We start from the raw sequence: 20,382 nt of genomic DNA on the forward strand, positions 1-20,382 counted from the left end.
CGCCCTCGGTGCCATTCGCGCAAACACCCGTTTCAAGAGCTTCTTTCAAGCCGTCGCCGAAAGATCGGGATCGAAGAAAGTCGGCATCATCGCCGTCGCCAGAAAGCTTCTCACTGTTCTCAACGCCCTGCAGAGAGACAGAAAGGCGTTCGAATGAACACAGTTGCCAGAAACGTCTGACACAACAGAAGCTTAAACGGCGCACTGGATGCTCGGGACGGGGCCCGAGCATGACGAGCGCGATAAAAGCGGACGCCCAATCTCAGACTGTCAGGCACGCAATAAAGCACGATGCCGTGGGACGTCCGGCCTCTACAGCCTGCGGCGGCCGGTGACGAGCTGGTAGATGACGACGATCACGGCGATTACCAGGAGAAGATGGATCAACCCGCCGGCGACGTGGAACGCGAAGGCGCCCAGCAGCCAGAGGATCACGAGAATGACGGCGATCGTCCAGAGCATTGCTAGTCTTTCATTCTGTAGGAGATTCGGGCCGAAACGGCCCGTTGAGGACTATAACAACGGCGTGAACCGTTCGCCCGTTCCCTTCAGATCCGCGACGAGGCCCGCTGGTCACCCCGTTTGCGTCAGAAAAGCCAGAAGTTCGCTCGAAGGCGCAATGAGCTCGTCGACGACGTCGAAATGGTGCCGGCCGGGCGCTTCGACGGCACGGGTCCTTCCGCCGAAACCATGCCAGACATTGGCAAGAAGACTGTTCTGCCGGCGAAATTCCGGCAGCTCAGCGCCGCCGCAAAGGCACAGGAGATCGATCCCCGCGCGAGGCTCCAGAAGCGCCGGGCTTTCGGCCCGGGCGGTCGCGGCATCGAGGCCGAGAACGGCGTTCATGCCCGTGCGCATGATCGGCCGGAGGTCATGGCAGCCGCTGATCGAGGCGACGCGGTCGATGCGGCCGGCGGTGGCCGGCGAGATCGGGGCGTTGCTGCAGAGCATGCGGGTGACGAGGTGGCCGCCCGCCGAGTGGCCCGAAAGGCGGATCGGGCCGGCGTCCCTTGCCGCGACCTCATCCAGAAAACGGGCGATCTCCTGCGTGATTTCGGGGATCGTCGCTTGCGGGCAGAGCGTGTAGTCCGGCAGGGCGACGGCAAAGCCGCGATCGAGCGCGCCTTTGGCAAAATGCGACCAGTTGCCGATTTCCTGCCCTTTCCAGTAGCCGCCATGGACGAAGACGACGAGGCCCTTCGGCTCCTCTTGCGGTTGGAAGAAATCGTAGATCTGGCGGCGTTTCTCGCCATAGGCCAAGCCGAGTTCGGCGCGGTCCGCCGCCGCCAGGGCATCGCGAAACGCGCGCGCCTCTTCCTGCCAGCGAGGCAGATAGCTCTTTGCGTCGGCGATCGATCCGCCATTGTCGTAGGCGCGGTCGTAGTCGCAGATCGGCTCGCCGCCGGTCCAGATCGTGTCAGATGCCACGGGTTCGTCCCTGTAAGATCGTCATTTCGCCCGCTCGGGTCGTCGCGAAAAGATCGCGTCGATCGCCCCGCCCTCGGCCGTGGACGACTGCGCCGCGAGGGTTCACCTCACACATGCAAGAACCGCTCCTTGATCTCAGGCGTCGCCTTGAGATCGGCCGTCGTGCCGGCCCAGGCGACGCGGCCCTTTTCGATGACGACGTGGCGATCGGCGAACCGCGCCAGGGCGTCGACATTCTTGTCGATGACGAGGATCGCCTCGCCGGCATTTCTGATCTCGGTCAGGCACGTCCAGATCTCCTCGCGGATCAGCGGGGCGAGCCCTTCGGTGGCTTCGTCGAGAACGACCAGCCGCGGGTTGGTCATCAGCGCGCGGCCGATGGCCAGCATCTGCTGTTCTCCGCCCGAGAGCTGGTTGCCCATGTTGCGGCGGCGCTCCTTGAGGCGCGGAAACAGCCGGTAGATCGTTTCGAGGGTCCATTTGGCGGCGCCGGAGCGATCGCTGCGATGGGTCGCGACCAGATTTTCCTCGACGGACAGCGTCGGAAAGATCTGCCGCCCCTCGGGCACGAGGCCGAGGCCGCGCCGGGCGATGACATGGGGCGGCTTGCCGGTGACGTCTTCACCGTCGATCGTGACCCTGCCGCCCTCGGGCTTGAGCAGCCCGAAGATCGACTTGATCGTCGTCGTCTTGCCCATGCCGTTGCGTCCGAGCAGCGTGACCACCTCGCCGGCGCCGACGCCGAGATCGATGCCGAACAGGATGCGGCTGTCGCCATAGCCGCTTTGAAGGCCTTCGACTTTCAGCATGAGGGTGCTTTCGGCATCAGGCGGCCGTCTCCTCGCCGAGATAGGCGGCTCTGACGTCCCGATGGTTGCGCACCACTTCGGGCACGCCGGTGGCGATCAGCTGGCCGTAGACGAGGACGCTCACCCTGTCGGCCAGCGCGAAGACGGCGTCCATGTCGTGCTCGATCAGGACGAGGGTATGCGTTTCCTTCAATTCGCGCATGAGCGAGACGAGAACCGCCGATTCTTCGCGGCCGGTGCCGGCCAGGGGCTCGTCGAGGAGAAGGAGCCTTGCGCCGGTCGCCAGCGCGATGGCGATCTCGAGCTGGCGCTTTTCGCCATGCGACAGGCTTCCCGCCCGCCGATGCGCCCGGTCGTCGAGCTTGACGCGCGCAAGGGCGGCCATCGCCGCGTCGTTGATAGGCGCCTCCCTTGCCGCGGAGCGGAAAAAGCGGAAGCTCGATCCCGATCTCGCCTGGACCGCAAGCGCCGCGTTTTCAAGAACGGTGAAGGCTTCGAGGATCGAGGTGATCTGGAAGGAGCGCGCAAGGCCCCGGCGCACCCGATCGACCATGGACAGCCGCGTAACCTCATCGCCGGCGAACGAGATCGCGCCGGAATCGCTCGCAAGGCTGCCGGAAAGCTGATGGATCAGCGTCGTCTTGCCGGCGCCGTTCGGGCCGATGATGGCGTGGAGCTCGCCCGGCGCGACGTTAAAGCTGACGTCGTCGGTGACGGCCAGCGCGCCGAAAGACTTGCGAAGGTGGGAGACGGAGAGGAGTGGCTCGCTCAAGACGGCGCTCTCCTGAACAGTCGCTCGATGCCGCCGGCGATGCCGCCGCGCGTGAAGAGGACGAGGCAGACGAGGAGAACGCCGAGCCCGAGCTTCCAGTGCTCGGAAAACTTCGCCAGCCAGTCCTCCAAGAGCAGGAAGGCGATGGCCCCGCCAATGGCGCCGACCAGCGTGCCCATTCCGCCGAGGACGACCATGACGATCAGCTCGCCCGAGCGCTGCCAGCTCATATAGGCGGGCGAGACGAACTCCGCCTGATTGGCGAGGAGGACGCCGGCGACGCCGGCAAGCGCTCCGGCGATGACATAGGCCGTCAGCTGGTAGGCGAAGGGTTGAAAGCCGATCGCCTGCATGCGGACAGGGTTTTGGCGCGTGCCCCGCAGCACCCGGCCGAAACGGGAGAAAATGACGGCGCGCAGCCCCACGAAGGCGAGCGCCAGGACGCCGAGCGTCAGATAGAACAGCGTCAGATCGCTGTTGAGAACCGGCAGGCCGAGAAGCGTCGAGCGGGCGGCGAGCGTCATCCCGTCGTCGCCGCCATAGGCCGAGAGCGAGACCATGAAGAAATAGGCCATCTGGCCGAAGGCCAGCGTGATCATGATGAAGTAGACGCCCTTGGTGCGCAGCGAGATCGCACCGGTGACGAGGGCGAAAAGCGCCGAGGCGAGGATCGCCACAAGCGTCTGGATGAGAATGTCCGAGGTGCCGTTCGCCAACAGGATCGCCACCGAATAGGCGCCGAGACCGAGGAATGCGGCGTGACCGAAGGACACCATGGCGCCATAGCCGAGAACGAGATCGAGCGACAGGGCGGCGATGGCGAAGATCATGATCCGCGTCGCCGTGACGACGAGAAACGGATCGCCGATGAGAAGGGCGATCGGCGGAAGCAGCGAAAGGGCGAGAAGGAGGAGGACGGCCGCGAGTGCCGCGCCGCGGCCATCGACGATGCCGCGCCGGCGATCGCGCGCAAGATCCGGCGTGGTGCGAGCGGTCTTTCCGCCAAGTGCAATCTTGCTCTCGCCGGCGCTCATGCCGCCGCGCCCTTGGCCGGAAACAGCCCGGAGGGGCGGAAGAACAGGACGGCCGCCATCAGGATGTAGATCAGCATCGGCGCCAGCGTCTGGCCGGTCTGCGAGGCGGCGGAAGGGTCCATCAGGCTGCGCAGAACGATCGGGCCGAAGGTGCGGCCGAGCGTATCGACGAGGCCGACGAGGATCGCCGCGACGAAGGCGCCGCGCACCGAGCCGACGCCGCCGATGACGATGACGACGAAGGTCAGGATCAGGATGCCGTCGCCCATGCCGGGCTCGACCGAAAGGATCGGCGCGACCATGGCGCCGGCAAAGCCGGCCAGCATCGCCCCGAAGCCGAAGACCAGCATGAACAGCCGGCGGATGTCGACGCCGAGCGCCGAGACCATCGGCGCGTTGACCGCGCCGGCCCGCAAAAGCATGCCGACGCGGGTGTGGTTGACGAGGAGCCACAGGCCGACGGCGGTCGCGAGCCCGGCGGCGATGATGACGACCCGGTAGAACGGATAGCGCAAGGGGCCGATCAGCGGGATCGAGCCCGAGAGAATATCCGGGATCGGCACGCTCATCGGCGCCGCGCCCCAGAGGATCTTGACGCCCTCGTTGAGGATCAGGATCAGGCCGAAGGTCGCCAGCACCTGATCGAGATGATCGCGCTCGTAAAGATGGCGGAAGATCAGGAATTCCAGAACGAGACCGAAAAGGAGAGCCGCCGGCAGCGCGATGGCAAGGCCGAGCAGGAAGTCGCCGGTGAGCGCGGTGAAGGCCGCCGCGAAATAGGCGCCGACCATGTAGAGGACGCCGTGCGCGAGATTGATCATGTCCATGATGCCGAAGATCAGCGTCAGACCCGCCGCGACGAGGAACAGGAGGATCCCGAACTGGACGCCGTTCAGCGCCTGGAGGAGGAAGAGGTTGAACACGTGTCCTACGTCGTTCTCATGGCTTTGGAGCGTTCAGGCGCCCTTGACCGTCAGTCGCCCCTCATCCTGAGGTGCGAGCAAAGCGAGCCTCGAAGGGCGAGGGGCGGGCGCTGCCTTTTCAAGGAATGCGCGCGCGGAAGAAGATTGACCGGAACGGTCGAGCGAGCCGCCCCTCGCCCTTCGAGGCCGCCTTCGGCGGCACCTCAGGATGAGGGGCGGCTGATGCGCGTCACTCTCCGCCCCATATCTGGCCGACCTCAATCCATCTTGCAGTCCTTGGCATAGGTGTCGGCATAGTCGGTGAAGATCGGCTTTTCGATCTCGGTCTGATACTTGCCGTCGTCCCGCTTGGCGACCTTGACGAGGTAGAAGTCCTGGATCGGGAAGTGGTTCGGGCCGAACTTGAAATCGCCGCGCAGCGACTTAAAATCGGCGGCCTCGAGCGCCTTGCGCAGGGCGTCCTTGTCGGAAAGATCGCCGCCGGTGGCCTTCACGGCGCTGGCGATGAGGAGCGCGGCGTCGTAGCCGTGCATGGCGTAGCTGCCCGGCACGCTGCCATACTTCTTCTCGTATGCCGCGACGAAGGTCCTGGACTTTTCGTTGTCCATGTCCGGCGCCCAGTCCGAGCCGCCGTAAAAGCCGACGGCCGCGTCCTTCTGGGCGGGGAGCGTCGTCTCGTCGACGGTAAAGGCCGAGAGGAAGGGGATGCTTTCGAGGCCCGCCTGGCGATACTGTTTGACGAGATTGACGCCCATGCCGCCGGGCATGAAGGTGTAGACGGCGTCGGGCTGCATCGCGGCGATCTGCGCGAGTTCGCCGGAAAAGTCGAGCTGGCCGAGAGGCGTGTAGAGCTCGCCGACGATCTCGCCCTCGTAGGAATGCTTGAAGCCGGCGAGCGCGTCCTTACCCGCCTGGTAGTTTGGCGCCATCAGGAAGACCCGGCCGTAGCCCTCGTCCTTGGCATATTGGCCGAGAACCTCGTGGTTCTGGTCGTTCTGATAGGAAACGGCGAAGAAATTCTTGTTGCACTCGGCGCCGGCGAGGTTCGACGGGCCGGCATTCGGGCTGATCAGGAAGGCGCCGGCGTCGGTCACGGGCTTCACGATGGCGCCGGCGATGTTGGAGAAGATCGGGCCGACGACGAAGTCCGCATCGTCGCGCTCGACGAGTTCCCGCGCCTTGTTGGCCGCGACGTCGGGTTTTAGCTCGTCGTCCACGGTGACGACGTCGGCCTCGACCCCGCCAAGCTTGCCGTCCATGTCTTCGAGCGCCAGCATGAAGCCGTCGCGCGCCTGTTCGCCGAGGACGGCTGCGGGGCCGGACAGTGTTAGCATCAGCCCGACCTTCAGCTTTTCGTCGGTCTCGTCTTGTGCACAGGCCGATCCGGCAAAGGATGCCGCCGCGATAAGGCCGATGGCGACGGTGCGGATAGCTGTCATTCCTGCATCTCCCATGCACAAGTTCTTCGGCGACCCGGTCGTTTTACCTGCCGCCTTTAGGCGTTGCTCGATCTCGACTGGACGCCTGCCCCATTCTCCAACGGCAAGAGATGTTTCACATAAAATATCCAGCCGCAACGGGCGGGAGCGGATTTTGTGGCCGCCCGCCGCCGCTGTGATACGGGCGTCGGATGCTCTGGACAGGGGCGCGAAGGTTTGGTCAAACCGCCCGGCCATCGGCCGTGATGGCGCCGCGCCGCAGACATTCGGGAAAGGGCAGAGCCATGACCGCCGAGATCGAGATCATCCGCCCCGACGACTGGCATCTGCATTTGCGCGACGGCGCCATGCTGAAAGCCGTCGCGCCGGTCAGCGCCGCCAGCTTTTCGCGCGCCATCGTCATGCCCAACCTCGTGCCGCCGGTGCGAACCCTCGCCGACCTGCGCGCCTATCGCGGGCGGATCGAAGCCGCGCTGCCGGCGGGAATGAGCTTTCGCCCGCTGATGACGCTCTACCTCACCGAGACGACCGATCCCCGGACGATCACCGAGGGAGCGGGGAGCGGCGAGCTGGCGGCCGTGAAACTCTATCCGGCCGGCGCGACGACGAATTCCGACGCGGGCGTCAAGGATTTCTCACGCGTCCACGGCGTCCTCGAGGCGATGCAGAAGGCCGGCGTGCCGCTCCTCGTCCATGGCGAGGTGACCGACCCCGAGGTCGACATCTTCGACCGCGAGGCGGTGTTCATCGAACGGGTGCTGAAGCCGCTGCGCAAGGATTTCCCGGGCCTGCGCATCGTGATGGAGCATATCACGACCGAGGAGGGCGCCTCCTATGTCGGCGAGGCGGGCGACAATCTCGCCGCGACGATCACGCCCCAGCATCTGATCATCAACCGCACCGACATCTTCAAGGGTGGCATCCGCCCGCATTTTTACTGCCTGCCGATCGCAAAGCGCGAGAACCACCGCCAGGCGCTCAGGAAGGCCGCGACGTCGGGCAGCGCGAAGTTCTTCCTCGGCACCGATTCCGCGCCGCATCTGTCGTCCCTGAAGGAATGCGCCTGCGGCTGCGCCGGCATCTTCAACGCCCCGGTCGCCATTCCGTACGTCGCGCAGGTCTTCGACGAGGAGGACGCGCTGGAGAAGCTGGAGGGCTTCGTCTCGCGTAACGGCCCGGCCTTCTACCGGCTGCCCGTCAATACTGACACGATCCGGCTGCGGCGAGAGGCGCCGGACAAGACGGTCTTCCATTCGGTCGACGCCGGCGAGGACGGGCTGGTCGTGGTGTTCAAGGCCGATCAGCCGCTGATGTGGTCGGTGGTCGAGAATTGACGAGATCGGCCCGGACGCCGCACCCACATCCTGGCAACTTTGAAGGCGCCGTCACGGCCGCGGTTGTCTGGCGCAAAGCGGATGGCTGGGATGCGCTGGCCCCGACGCGTCGTCATTCTCGCGCGCCGTCCCGAGAATCCAGGGGGGTTACGACCACATTCACCGCTCCGAGCGACTGAAATGACGTTCAGAGGTGTCCGAGACGATGCATTCCCGGATCATCCGCAAACGCCTGCCGAGTGAGATCGAGGCAGTTTTCTTGGACAGTTGCAGGCGTTTGAGCCTGTGACTCTGGATGCTCGGGACGGGGCCCGAGCATGACGACGCGGATATGTGACGGCCGCTCTCGGTCGCTTTTTGGGGGTCTGGGACCGGCGGGCAGGCTCGATACCGCCTTGCGCGTATGCCCGCTTCAAAGACGAGCCGCTGCCGCCGACGCCTCGTCATCCCGGGCTTGACCCGGGACCCATTCCTCTGAGCTGGACGAGCCCCTTCGCTTCAAAAAATCAAGACGATAGCGCTCGCACGCTTCGACAGCGTCGATGGTTTGGAATGGATCCCGGGTCAAGCCCGGGATGACGAAGCTGTCGGGCGGGCGGCCAGTCTGAATTGACCGTGTCGCCGTCCGTCAGTTGAAGGACGGCGGCTTCGAGAGATCGACGCCGCCAGATGCGTCGTTGCCGGTGGCGGGTTTTTGGCCGTTCGCCGGCTTTTGCGGTTGTGTGGTGCCGGATGCGGTGCCATTGGCGTCACCCTGTGAGCCGGTCGGCTTGTTGCCGAGCTCCAGCGGTGGCAGGCCGAAGGCCGGGGCCTGTGACTGGCCGGCCTGGCCAGCGCTGCCTGCGCCCGAAGTGCCGCCCTGGCTGCCCGTTCCGCCCGGCGCCGGCTGGCTGCCGGGGAAGGTCAGCGGCGGCAGGCCGAAGCCGCCATTGCCGGACGTGCCGGATCCGCCCGTCGAACCGGAGCCATTGCCACCGCCGGGGGTGCCGAAGGAGGGCGCTCCGCCGAGCGGCGGCAGGCCGAAACTCGGGGCGTTGCCATTGTTGCCGCCGGTGCTTTCGCCGAAGCCGGGCACCTTGAAGTCCTGGGAAGCCGGCGGCGGAGCCTCGCTCTTGTAGCGCATCACCATGCCCGGGAAGGCGATGGTGAGGCCGACCATGACCACCTGGATGCAGACGAAGGGCACGGCGCCCCAATAGATCTGCCCGGTCGTCACCGGCTCCATGCGCTTGCCCGTCACACGATCGAGATAGGGCACCTTCGCCGCCACCGAGCGCAGATAGAACAGTGCGAAGCCGAAGGGCGGATGCATGAACGAGGTCTGCATGTTGATGCCGAGGAGGACGCCGAACCAGATGAGATCGATGCCGAGCTTGTCGGCGACGGGCGCCAAGAGCGGCACGATGATGAAGGCGAGCTCGAAGAAGTCGAGGAAGAAGGCGAGGAAGAAGACCAGCACGTTGACGACGATGAGGAAGCCGGTCTCGCCGCCGGGAACCGAGGTCAAAAGCTCCTCGACCCAGATATGGCCGTTGACGCCGTAAAAGGTCAGCGAGAACACCCGCGCGCCGATCAGGATGAACAGAACGAAGGCCGAGAGCTTGGTCGTCGCCTCCATCGCCTGGACCATCAGCGTGGTGTTCAGCCGGCGCTTGGAGAAGGCGAGGATCAACGCACCCACTGCACCCATGGCACCGCCCTCCGTCGGCGTCGCGACGCCGAGGAAGATCGTGCCGAGGACGAGGAAGATCAGCGCCAGCGGCGGCACCATGACGATGATCACCTGCTGGGTCAGATAGGAGAGAAGCTTGAGCTTCAGCGCCTTGTTGAGGACGGCGACGGTGTAGATCGCGACCACGCCGACGACGGCGCCCCAGATCGCGGCGCCCTGCTGGACCTCGCCTTCGAAGTAGAGGGTCGCGACATAGGCGATGGCGACGGCCGCGACGATTGACAGGAAGAGCGAGGTGACGCCGCCGCCCAGCGTCCGCGCCTCCGGCGGCAGGGCCGGGGCGGATTTCGCGTTCAGCATCGTCACGGCGAACATGTAGAGAAGATAGAGGCCGGTCAGGACCAGCGCCGGCACCAGCGCGCCGGAATACATGTCGCCGACCGAGCGGCCGAGCTGGTCGGCGAGAACGATCAGGACGAGCGAGGGCGGGACGATCTGGGCCAGCGTGCCCGAGGCGACGATGACGCCGGAGGCGAGTTTGCGATCATAGCCGTAGCGCAGCATGATCGGCAGCGAGATGAGGCCCATGGCGATGACGGAGGCGGCGACGACGCCGGTCGTGGCGGCAAGCAGCGCGCCGACGAAGATGACGGCATAGGCGAGGCCGCCGCGCAGCGGGCCGAACAGCTGGCCGACGGTTTCGAGCAGATCCTCGGCCATGCCCGAACGCTCGAGGATCAGCCCCATGAAGGTGAAGAAGGGGATGGCGAGCAGCGTGTCGTTCGACATCACCCCGCCGAAGAAGCGGTCCGGCAGGGCTCCGAGCAGCGGCCAGAACAGGTTGATGTCGGAGGAAAGCGGCGCCAGCTCGACGCCGATGACGAAGAAGCCGAGGCCGATCGCGGCGAGCGAGAAGGCCACCGGATAACCGAGCAGAAGCACGACCACCAGCGTGACGAACATGATCGGCGCGAGGTTGTGGGCGATGAATTCGGTCACCGGCGCGGCTCCTCATTGGTCAGGGAGCCCTTCGCGCCGGTCGGCAGTTCCGTGCCGCCCTGGGGCTGGTCCGGGGCGAGTGCGGCGAGTTCCGACGCCTCGGCGGCGTGGCTGGCGCCGGTCGGCGTTTCGTCCGGATAGCCGGCAAACAGCACGGCGCCGCGCTTGATGAGTTCCGAAATGCCCTGGAACAGCAGCAGCACGAAGCCGGCGAGAAGCAGCGCCTTGGCCGGCCAGACGATCAGCCCGCCGGCATTGGGCGAATATTCCTGGATTTCGTAGGACCGCAGCGCATAGGGGAAGAGCAGCCAGACCATCAGCCCCGCGAATGGCAGCAGGATGACGATGTGGCCGATGAAGTCGATCCAGTCTCGGGTGCGCTTGGACAGGGCGTTGGAGACGATGTCGACGCGGATGTGCTCGTTGCGCTGCAGGGTCCAGGCGGCGGCGAGCATGAAGATCGCGCCGAACAGATACCACTGGAGTTCGAGCCAGGCGTTGGAGGAGATGTCGAAGACCTTGCGGATCACCGCATTGCCGGCGGATACGATGACGACGACGAGGACGAGCCAGGCGACCGATCGCCCGACGAAGGTCGTGACCTTGTCGATGCCTCGCGCAAAGGACATGAGAGCCGACATGCGGCGTTCCCCCCAATCGGCGGGGATCGACGCTCAGGACCGATCGTGCCGGCTCGCTCGTCCACCGCTCGTCGTTTTGTAATCCGCCCCCGAAAGGCAGCTGTCAGGAGAGTGCGGCGGTTCCTTCTCCGCGCTCGAAGATGCGCGTTGCGTTAAGCAAATTCACGCGTTTGCGCAAGAGTGGCGCTGCAACGGCTGAATAAGCGCAAGTCATCGTTGCGGTTGGCGACGATCGGAACTTGCGAAGGGTAGCGTGCGCCGCTTCGCGCTGCGGCGGCACGGCGGGCCGCGTTCGAAAGCCTTTGACGAGCCGTCCGCGAAGGCTCACAAATGCCTGAAAAGAAGCTATAATCGATGTGAGAGTGAAGCGGCTTGGCCGGTTCCGGCGCTGGGAGGCGCAAGGCCGCTCTCGGGGAGGAAAAGCATGACAGTTCGCCGCGTCGCCCTCGGCGACAGGTTCGATCTTTTGGTCGATGACGTGCTTTTGTCCGGCCCTCAGGCGGTCGTCCGGCTGATGCTGATGCAGGCCGCGCGCGACAAGGCGGCGGGGCTTTCGACCGCCGCCTATGTCACCGGTTATCGCGGCTCGCCGCTCGGCGGGCTCGACCAGCAGTTCGTTCGTGCCGCAAAGGAGCTTGCGGCAAGCCGCATCGTCTTCGAGCCCGGTCTCAACGAGGATCTCGCGGCAACGGCGCTTTGGGGCGCTCAGCAGGCGGAACTGCGCGGCGAAGGGCGCCATGACGGCGTCTTCGGGCTCTGGTACGGCAAGGGGCCGGGGGTCGACCGTTCCGGCGATGCCTTCCGGCATGCCAATCTCGCGGGCACGTCGCGCCATGGCGGCGTCATCGCGCTTCTGGGCGACGACCATACGTGTGAATCCTCCACTTCGGCCCACCAGTCCGAATTCGCGTCGATCGACGCGATGATGCCGATCTTCCACCCCGCCGGCGTGCAGGAAATCCTCGATTACGGTCTCGCCGCCTATGCCCTGTCGCGGTTTTCGGGCCTTTGGACGACGATGAAGCTGGTCAAGGACACGGTGGAATCGACCGCCACCGTGAACGCGTCCCCGGATCGACTTGCGTTCGTCCTGCCCGGGAGCGACGGGCCGCCGGGCTTTCGCAACATTCGCCGAGCCGCCCATCCGCTCGAGCAGGAGGCGATGCTGCACGAGCACCGGCTGCCGGCGGCCCATGCCTTCATCGCGGCGAACGGCCTCGACCGGATCGTCCATTCCGGCGGCAGATCGCCGAGGATCGGCATTCTGTCGCTCGGGAAATCCTGGCTCGATGTCGAACAGGCGCTCGATGCGCTGGGCATCGACGAGGTGGCCGCGGCCGGCTTCGGGCTGAGGCTGGGTAAGGTGGCGGTGCCCTGGCCGCTGGAACCCGGCTTCGTGCGCCGCTTCGCCGAGGGGCTCGAACGCGTGATCGTGGTCGAGGAAAAGCGCGGCGTCGTCGAGCCGCAGGTCAAGGAGATCCTCTACCGCACGGCCGGCGCGCCGGAAGTGGTCGGCAAGACCGGCGCAAACGGCGAGCCGCTGTTCAAGGTCAAGGGCTCGCTCGACACCAACGACATCGCGCTCGTCATCGGCCGGGCGATCCTCGATCGGATGCCTCATGAGGGATTGCAGGCAAAGGTCGCAGGTCTCGGGGCGCTGCAGGACGATCTTGCGGCAACGCCGGAGATCGCGGCCCGCACACCTTATTTCTGCGCCGGCTGTCCGCACAACAGCTCGACCCGCGTGCCGGAAGGATCGCGGGCCTATGCCGGCATCGGCTGCCATTACATGGCCCAGTGGATGGACCGCGAGACTGAGGGCTACACCCAGATGGGCGCCGAGGGCGCCAACTGGATCGGCGAGCGGCACTTTTCGAAGCGCGAACACGTCTTCCAGAATATCGGCGACGGCACCTACAATCATTCCGGCATCATGGCGATCCGTGCGGCAGCGGCCTCCGGCGCCAACGTCACCTACAAGATCCTCTACAATGACGCGGTCGCCATGACCGGCGGCCAGCCGCACGAGGGCGGGCTCACCGTGCCGATGATCGCCGCGCAGGTCGCCGCCGAGGGGGCGAGGCGGGTCGTCGTCGTCTCCGACGAGCCGGACAAGCATCGCGGCAATGGGCAGCTTCCGGCCGGCACGACGCTGCATCATCGCCGCGAGCTCGACGACGTCCAGCGTGACCTTGCCGCAATCCCGGGCCTCACCATCCTGATCTACGACCAGACCTGCGCGGCGGAAAAGCGCCGGCGCAGAAAGCGCGGCACCTTTCCCGATCCGGACCGGCGGGTGATCATCAACGAGCGGGTCTGCGAAGGCTGCGGCGATTGCGGTGTCCAGTCCAACTGCGTGGCGATCGCAGCGGTCGACACCGAATTCGGCCGCAAGCGCCAGATCGACCAGTCGGCCTGCAACAAGGATTTCTCCTGCCTCGAAGGCTTCTGCCCTGCGCTGGTGACGGTGCATGGCGCCGAGCTGAAAGCGCCGGCGACGGGAAGGCTGGAGGCGCCCCAAACGCCGGAGCCGCCCCGTGAAGGGCCGGATGGCTCGGTCGGCATCGTCATCACCGGCGTCGGCGGGACGGGCGTCGTCACCGTCGGCGCGTTGATCGCCATGGCCGCCCATATCGACGGCCATGGCGCCGGCGTCATCGACATGGCGGGGCTTGCGCAAAAGGGCGGACCCGTCACCAGCCATGTGCGCATTGCCCCGCGCCGCGAGGACGTCAAGGCGATCCGCGTCGCCGCCGGCGAGGCTCGGCTGGTCATCGGTTGCGATCTCGTCACCGCCGGCTCGGCGAAGGTCCGCGCGTCGATCACGAGGGGCAGGACGAAGGTGGTGCTCGACACCCACGAGACGCTGTCGGGCGAGTTCACCCACAATGTCGATTTCTCCTTTCCCAACCGGCGGCTGATCGAGGCGATCGAGAGGGCGGCTGGGCGGGACGAGGTGGTGCGGATCGACGCCGAGGCGGCGGCGACACAGCTCTTCGGCAATACGATCTTCGCCAATACGCTGATGCTCGGCATGGCCTATCAGACCGGCGCGCTGCCGGTTTCGCGCCAGGCGCTTCAAACCGCCATTCGCCTCAATGGCGTCGATGTCGAGACCAATCTCTCGGCCTTCGAATGGGGCAGGGCGCTGCATGCCGACCGGGGCGCGTTGCCGCGCAGCCTGCCACACGAAGGCGAGCGTATCGACCATCGCCGGCGATCCGAAACCCTGAACGAGACCATCGCCCGCCGGATCGCGGATCTGACGGCCTATCAGGATGCGGCCTTCGCAAGAGCCTATGAGGCGAGCGTCGCTGCGGTCCGCAAGGCGGAGCGGCGCGTTGCGCCCGGCCGTGAGGCGCTGACCGACGCGGTCGCCCGCGAGCTCTACAGGCTGACCGCCATCAAGGACGAATACGAGGTCGCCCGGCTCTACAGCGACGGCAGTTTCGCAGCCCAGCTGGCGGGAAGCTTCGAGCGCCATGGCAAGCTGACGTTCCACCTCGCACCGCCGGTCTTCGGCGAGACGGGACCTGGCGGCCGGCCAAAGAAGCGCGTCTTCGGCCCGTGGATGCGGCCGGCCTTGCGGCTGCTTGCGGCGATGCGGCGGATCAGGGGGACGGCGCTCGATCCATTCCGCTTTTCCGCCGAACGCAAGGAACAGCGTGGGGAACTCGCGCGCTACGAGGCAAGCGTCGAGATGATTCTGAGCCACCTTTGTGCCGAGAACTACGACGCGGCGGTCGCTCTGGCGAAATGGCCGGAGGGGCTGAACGGCTTTGGTCCGGTGCGCCGCAAGAAGGCCGAAGCGGCCGAGCTGCGCCGCAGGAACGCCGAGGCCGCGTTCGAAAACGCACACCACGTCGCGGAGGCCGCGGAATAGGTCTCGCGGCTGTCTGATCTCGCGCCGATCCGTGCGAGATTAGCGTTTGACTGGACAGCGGGCCAAAGCCCGGGCATCTCTCACCTCATGTCCGAGGAACCCGATCCGCACTGGCCGCGCTTCATGACCGACAAGGAGCTGCGGGCCTATTTCGGCCTGTCCGAGCGGGCCTTGCGCCGCTACCGGGCGCTGAAGGAGTTTCCGCAGAAGGACATCGTCGTCGGCAAGACCGATTCGGTCGCGGTGACGCGGTTCTTCGACTGGGTCGCCGGACTGGCAGATGCCCCGCCTCGCCCGAACAGCCGCTATGTGCCCTCCGCCGAGAAGGACAAGCGCTGACCCGCCGGTTGCCGAAGCCGTGTCAGGCCCCGCAAGGCGCGGGGCGAGACGCTTCGATATCGTCCGACGCGGCATGCGCCGGACCTTTTGCATTATCTATTTGGTGAAATCGGCTCCGGAGCCCGGGACCAGGATCGCGCGGCGCTGGACGAAGCCGGAGTCGTTTTCGGCGCGGGACTGCTGCTGCGTGAGGGTCCTGCGGGATGACGAACTCGCCTGGGAGCCGTAGGACTTCGTCGAACCGGTCGAGATCTTGTCGTCGTCCCGGTAGGTCGTCGTCTTTTCAACCTTCGGGGCCGGGGTGAAGTCGGCGCCCGATCCCGGCACCAATCCGCCTGCGAAAGACGCCGCCGGCGCGAACAGCAATCCGCCAGCCATGGCTGCGACAGCGAGAGAGTTCTTCATCGTCATACTTTCCTCGATGATACACAAGGCCACGCGGCATCACCGCTTCAGACCCTGATTGCGGTCTATCAGCGGGACATAAAGTCCTGTAGACATATTAATGGGACATCCTGTCCCATATGCGGGACAAGGCATGCACGATCTCAACGACTTTCGTTATTTCGAGGCGGTGGTGCGCAACGGTGGCTTCAACGCCGCTGCGAGGGACATCGGAGTTGGAAAATCGACCCTGTCGCGGCGCATCATGGCACTCGAACAGGACCTCGGCGTCCGGCTGATCGAGCGCACGACCCACAGCTTCGCTGTCACGGCGCTGGGCCGCGACTTCTACGAAAAGTGCCGGGTCGCCGTGGCCGAGCTTCAGTCGGCGGAAATGCTGGCGACGGCAATGAGCGCCGAACCGCGTGGTCTCGTGACGGTCGCCGCGCTCCCCGGCGCCTGCGCGGCGACGCTCGGCGCCGGACTGCCGGAGTTCCTGGAGCTCTACCCGAAAGTGCGCGTCCGCCTGCTCCTGGGCATGCGCCATTTCGACCTCGCCGAAGAACAGATCGACGTCGCCATTCGCGGCGGCCGGCTCGACGGACCCGGCGATGGCGACCTCATCGTCAAGAAGATTGCGGAAGTGCCCTGGTCGCTCGTCGCCAGCCCCTCCTATCTGGCGCGCACCGGCCTGCCGAAGTCACCCGAGGATCTGACACGGTACGAGACACTGGCGAGGGACTCGGACGACGGCGGCAACTGGCGCCTGCTCCACCGCGATGGCGAAAGACGCAGTGTGCGCATCCAGCCACGCCTGATGTCGCCTGCGCTCGCGGTTCTCGCCCAGGCCGCCAGGAACGGCGGCGGCATCGCGATCCTCCCCGAATTGTTCACCGCCAGCATGGTCCAGTCGGGGGAGCTCTTGCGGGTCCTGCCGGAGTGGTCCGGCGAAACCGAGATCTTGCACCTCGCCTTCCCCTCGCGCCGATCCATGCTCCCGGCCGTCCGCGCCTTTGTCGATTTCGCCCATGACCGGATGACGCGGCTCATTCAGGGCAAGTGCGACAGCCTCGCCGATTTCGTCGACGCCGCCTGAAGCCGTCGAAGCTGCGCATCGTGCTGGTTCGTAAATCGATTTCGAGATCCGGCCGATGCCGCAGGGGCAATGCCGATTGCGGCCAGACGGCATCATGGCGCGCACCCGCGCCATTGCCCATGCCGCATCGCCCGGCTTATGAAGCGGGAATGGCAAACAAGCCCGTCAAGACCAAGCCCGTCAGCGCCGATTGGCTGATGCGCGCCGGCGCCCATTATCTCGAGCGCTATGCCACATCCTCGCAGAACCTGCGCAAGGTCCTGCGGCGCAAGGTCTTGCGGCGGGCACTCGCCCTCGGCGAGGCGCCGGAGGCCCATGAGCCTCTCGTCGAAACCACCGTCGCACGCTTCGTCGAACTCGGTCTCGTCGACGATCAGGCCTATGCCGAGGCAAGGGTCGCCAGTCTGCGGCGGCGGGGAACCTCACGAGCCATGACGGCGGCCAAGCTCATCGAGAAGGGCCTTCCCCGGGAGATCGTCGATGCGACGCTTGCGGCCGATGAGACCGAGGAAGAGGCAGCTGCCATGGCCTATGCCCGCAGGCGTCGCTTCGGCCCTTACCGAAGTCCCGGTCGCGGTGATCGCCGCGACAAGGAAATTGCCGCGATGATCCGTGCCGGATTTTCGATGCGACTTGCGATCGCGGCCGTCGACGCCGAGCCAGATGTCACGGAAAAGCCATCGTTCGGACCGGATTGAACAGCCCGTCCAATGATTTATCTCCCTCGGGAGACGGAACCGGGATCGATTGCCCTCGTTGTCTCATCAACAACAGCAACAAGACGCCGATCCCTCGCGACATCTTGTGATCGTCGCTCGAGACCTGGTGTCGATATTGAAGGGTCAATCATCATGCCGAAGATTACCGAAGCAAAGATCGCCATTCTCGCCACCGACGGCTTCGAGCAGTCGGAACTCACCGAACCGCTGGAGAAGCTGCGTGAGGCAGGGGCGACCGTGCACGTGATCTCGCCCAAGGGCGGCTCGATCACTGGATGGGATCAGGATCACTGGGACAAGAAGATCCCGGTCGACAAGGAGCTCTCCGAGGTCCGCACGGCCGACTACGACGCTCTCGTCCTGCCAGGTGGCCAGATCAATCCGGACGTCCTGCGCGCCGATGCCAAGGTGGTGAGCTTCGTGCGCGAATTCTTCAATTCCAAGAAGCCTTTGGCGGCCATCTGCCATGCCCCCTGGCTGCTGGTCGAGGCCGACGTCGTGCGTGACCGCAACGTCACGTCCTACAAGTCGATCAAGACCGATCTCGTCAATGCCGGCGGCAAGTGGCAGGACGAGTCCGTGGTCTGTCACGAGGCTCTGATCACCTCGCGCAACCCCGGAGACCTGCCGGCGTTCATCGCCAAGATCATCGAGGAGGTCGAGGAAGGCCGCCACCCGGATCGCCGCGCGGCCTGATTTCTCGGCTGCGTGAACTGATCACGCCGAACTGGCCGGTGGAGTTCTGAGCGAACTTCGCCGGCTTCTTGCTTCCGCAAGGTTTTGTTTGACGGCGAGGATGTCGTTCTGCAGGCGGGCGATGTCTTCGTTGTAGACGGCGAAATTCGGCCGTTCCTGCGATTCGTCGTCGAATCGCGCCTGCTCGGCGATCGTGCGGAGCTTTTCGCGCAGGATGTCGCGTTCCTCACGCGAGCGCGGCGGCAGGGCCGCTTCCGCTTTCGCCATGGTGGTCGCACGTCTCGCGCCGTGCTCCCCGTCATCGCCAGCCGCATCCGGCTGCACGGCCAGCGCCGGTCTCGCAAGGGTCTCGGTGAGGATCGCTTCGGCAAGAAACACCCGGTCGGCCATCTGGTCCTGGCCTTGCGGGCCCTTCCCCCGTCGGGGCCGCTCGGGGACGACCCGGCGGATTTGTTCGGGCGACAGATGGATCGTCGGCCGCACGGCCGACGAGAGGTCGTCATCGTCATACCGCTCGTCGCGGTCGAGGCCATCGGGCGCCTCTTTGGCGGGCATGGCTGTTGCGGCAGGGACCATTGCGCCCGCGCGTGACGCTTGCCGGCTCGGTCCTTGCGTCTGCAGGCCCTCGGCGCGACGTTGTCCGATGAAGCGGCGGATCAGCCGGATGCCGGCAATCGCGCCTGCCAGGCCGAGCCCGACGATCAGCCCGGCGATCGTCGCCGCGATCACCACCAGCTTGCGGCTGGTGCTCGACGGGTTGAGCGGCGGGTTGGCGGACGAGATGACGCGCACGTTCACCGTGCTCATGCCCTCCTGCTCTCCGGTTTCCCGTGCCCGCAGGAGGAACGCCTCATAGACGGCCCGCGAGGCGTCCACCTCACGCTCCAGCTCGCGCAGCTTGACGAAGGACGCGCTGGTCTTCAGCTGCTTGTCCTTGAGGGTATTGACCTGTGCCGTCAGCTCGCGGTCGGTCTCCTCGGCTCGCGCAAGCTCCGTCTGCGCCGCCGCGACGATGCGCTGCAATTCCTGCTGGATGGCCTCGCGAACGGAGGCAAGCGCCTGCTCGGCCGCGATCCGCCGCGGATGCCGCGGCCCCAGCGTCGAGGCGAGGTTGGCCGTCTGCTGGGCGAGTTCGGAATAGCTGTTGCGCAGGCGGTTGAGCGTGTCGGATGTGAGTTCCTCGGGGAACGTGCCCTTGACGACGTCGTCGACGCTCGCCTTCTTCATCTGCTCGGCGCGCACGCGAATGCTCGTCGTGTCGCCGCGAGCCTTGGCCAGCTGATCGTTGATCCTGACGATGTAGTCGTCGTCGACGAGGCGGCCGCCGACGCCGACGAGCCGGTTCTCGCTCTTGTATGTCTCGACCGCGCGTTCGGCGGCGACGACGCGCTGGCGCAGCTCGGTCAGCCGCGAGGAGAGGGCGTCGCTGGCGCGCCGTGCGGTGTCCGACTGGACCTTCGCCAGCTGGTCGATGAAGGAATCGGCGACGAGGTTGGAAAGACTCGCCGCTTTTTCGGGGTTTCGGCTGGTGACCGCGATGTTCAGGACAAAGCTCTTGGGATCGCGCGTCACGTTCAAAGCGTCGCGAAGATTGGCGAGCGTGACCAGTTCGCGGCGACGGATGGTTTCGTCGTCGTCGTCCTTGTCGCCGAACAGCGACAGAAGCGGCGTGAGAAGGGTCTTCGCGTCGCCGTTGAATTCGGTGTCCTGAACCAGATCGGCCTTGTCGACGACAGGCATCAGGACGTCGTTCGAATAGATGACCGCAATCTGGCTCTCGATCAGAGCAAGGGTCGCGTCGCTCGGCAGGCCGTTCGGCGTCACCTCGTTCTGCACGACCTTGATGTCCCGAGGGTCGATGAAGACCTCCGAGACGGCGGTGTATTTATGGGGCGTGGAGAGAGCCAGAAGAACGCCCGCCGCGATCCCGAGAAGGGTCAACAGGACGACGAGCCATTTCAGCGACCAGATTTCGGCGAGGACCTGCAGCGGATCGAACAGGGAGCTTGAATCCGAGCGGGTCGGAAATCCGGCGTCAGCCCGGGCTTCCGATGCGTCGGATCCTCTCAAGCTCTGTTGCGAGCCGGCTCTAGCAAACATTCGCACCACCCAAAGGTGAATAAATCACAACCATCACCGCACAAAATCAAGGTTTATGCTGAAGAAACCATTAATATCCAGTTGGATCGCGCCGATTTCACCGGCCGATCGTCG

General features: G+C 65.6%; 17 protein-coding genes. 6 read left to right on the plus strand and 11 right to left on the minus strand.

Annotated elements, in window-relative coordinates:
• Positions 1-312 precede the first annotated feature (312 nt).
• From J6595_RS13005 to J6595_RS13035, 7 genes are all read right to left on the minus strand, one after another.
• Positions 313-462, minus strand: coding sequence for a lmo0937 family membrane protein (locus J6595_RS13005; RefSeq protein ID WP_209595001.1), 150 nt, complete (start codon positions 460-462; stop codon positions 313-315).
• A 111-nt stretch (positions 463-573) separates the two neighbouring features.
• Positions 574-1,428, minus strand: a complete 855-nt coding sequence (locus J6595_RS13010; protein ID WP_342453179.1) for an alpha/beta hydrolase — start codon at positions 1,426-1,428, stop codon at positions 574-576.
• A gap of 107 nt (positions 1,429-1,535) precedes the next feature.
• Complete coding sequence (locus J6595_RS13015; protein ID WP_209595002.1) at positions 1,536-2,237, minus strand: ABC transporter ATP-binding protein; 702 nt, start codon at positions 2,235-2,237, stop codon at positions 1,536-1,538.
• A gap of 16 nt (positions 2,238-2,253) precedes the next feature.
• Positions 2,254-3,009, minus strand: coding sequence for an ABC transporter ATP-binding protein (locus tag J6595_RS13020; RefSeq protein ID WP_209595003.1), 756 nt, complete (start codon positions 3,007-3,009; stop codon positions 2,254-2,256).
• Positions 3,006-4,043, minus strand: coding sequence for a branched-chain amino acid ABC transporter permease (locus J6595_RS13025; RefSeq protein WP_209595004.1), 1,038 nt, complete (start codon positions 4,041-4,043; stop codon positions 3,006-3,008). The genes J6595_RS13020 and J6595_RS13025 overlap by 4 nt, the downstream gene beginning before the upstream one ends.
• On the minus strand, positions 4,040-4,966 hold the full coding sequence (locus tag J6595_RS13030) for a branched-chain amino acid ABC transporter permease (RefSeq protein WP_209595005.1): 927 nt from the start codon (positions 4,964-4,966) through the stop codon (positions 4,040-4,042). Before J6595_RS13030 ends, J6595_RS13025 begins: the two co-directional genes overlap by 4 nt.
• A 257-nt stretch (positions 4,967-5,223) precedes the next feature.
• Positions 5,224-6,405 carry an ABC transporter substrate-binding protein gene (locus tag J6595_RS13035; RefSeq protein WP_209595006.1) on the minus strand — a complete coding sequence of 394 codons (1,182 nt, stop codon included), beginning with the start codon at positions 6,403-6,405 and terminating at the stop codon, positions 5,224-5,226.
• A gap of 284 nt (positions 6,406-6,689) precedes the next feature.
• On the opposite strand from J6595_RS13035, the gene pyrC reads away from it, so the two are divergent.
• Positions 6,690-7,739, plus strand: a complete 1,050-nt coding sequence (gene pyrC / locus J6595_RS13040; protein ID WP_209595007.1) for a dihydroorotase — start codon at positions 6,690-6,692, stop codon at positions 7,737-7,739.
• 628 nt (positions 7,740-8,367) lie between these two features.
• Here pyrC and J6595_RS13045 read toward each other — a convergent pair.
• Both J6595_RS13045 and J6595_RS13050 read right to left on the minus strand, forming a co-directional pair.
• Positions 8,368-10,410: a TRAP transporter large permease gene (locus J6595_RS13045; protein ID WP_209595008.1), complete on the minus strand. Its 2,043-nt coding sequence runs from the start codon at positions 10,408-10,410 to the stop codon at positions 8,368-8,370.
• Positions 10,407-11,051 carry a TRAP transporter small permease subunit gene (locus J6595_RS13050; RefSeq protein ID WP_209595009.1) on the minus strand — a complete coding sequence of 215 codons (645 nt, stop codon included), beginning with the start codon at positions 11,049-11,051 and terminating at the stop codon, positions 10,407-10,409. The genes J6595_RS13045 and J6595_RS13050 overlap by 4 nt, the downstream gene beginning before the upstream one ends.
• Before the next feature lie 388 nt (positions 11,052-11,439).
• On the opposite strand from J6595_RS13050, the gene J6595_RS13055 reads away from it, so the two are divergent.
• Positions 11,440-14,934: an indolepyruvate ferredoxin oxidoreductase family protein gene (locus J6595_RS13055; protein ID WP_280891006.1), complete on the plus strand. Its 3,495-nt coding sequence runs from the start codon at positions 11,440-11,442 to the stop codon at positions 14,932-14,934.
• 87 nt (positions 14,935-15,021) lie between these two features.
• Complete coding sequence (locus J6595_RS13060; RefSeq protein WP_209595011.1) at positions 15,022-15,273, plus strand: hypothetical protein; 252 nt, start codon at positions 15,022-15,024, stop codon at positions 15,271-15,273.
• Positions 15,274-15,369: 96 nt separating this feature from the next.
• Here the strand turns inward: J6595_RS13060 and J6595_RS13065 are convergent, their stop codons facing one another.
• Positions 15,370-15,678: a hypothetical protein gene (locus J6595_RS13065; RefSeq protein WP_209595012.1), complete on the minus strand. Its 309-nt coding sequence runs from the start codon at positions 15,676-15,678 to the stop codon at positions 15,370-15,372.
• Between the two features lie 133 nt (positions 15,679-15,811).
• Between J6595_RS13065 and J6595_RS13070 the strand changes: the two genes are divergently transcribed.
• From J6595_RS13070 to J6595_RS13080, 3 genes are all read left to right on the plus strand, one after another.
• Positions 15,812-16,753, plus strand: a complete 942-nt coding sequence (locus tag J6595_RS13070) for a LysR substrate-binding domain-containing protein (RefSeq protein ID WP_209595013.1) — start codon at positions 15,812-15,814, stop codon at positions 16,751-16,753.
• A gap of 149 nt (positions 16,754-16,902) precedes the next feature.
• On the plus strand, positions 16,903-17,451 hold the full coding sequence (locus J6595_RS13075) for a regulatory protein RecX (protein ID WP_209595014.1): 549 nt from the start codon (positions 16,903-16,905) through the stop codon (positions 17,449-17,451).
• A 153-nt stretch (positions 17,452-17,604) separates the two neighbouring features.
• Positions 17,605-18,168 (plus strand): type 1 glutamine amidotransferase domain-containing protein, encoded by a 564-nt coding sequence (locus J6595_RS13080; protein WP_209595015.1) that lies wholly within the window; start codon positions 17,605-17,607, stop codon positions 18,166-18,168.
• Between the two features lie 21 nt (positions 18,169-18,189).
• On the opposite strand, the gene J6595_RS13085 is transcribed toward J6595_RS13080, so the two are convergent.
• A complete protein-coding gene (locus J6595_RS13085) occupies positions 18,190-20,238 on the minus strand; it encodes a GumC family protein (protein ID WP_209595016.1) in 2,049 nt (682 codons plus the stop codon).
• Between the last annotated feature and the right edge of the window lie 144 nt (positions 20,239-20,382).

It is taken from the genome of Jiella mangrovi (assembly GCF_017815135.1).
In the GTDB taxonomy this organism is placed as follows: Bacteria; Pseudomonadota; Alphaproteobacteria; order Rhizobiales; family Rhizobiaceae; genus Jiella; species Jiella mangrovi.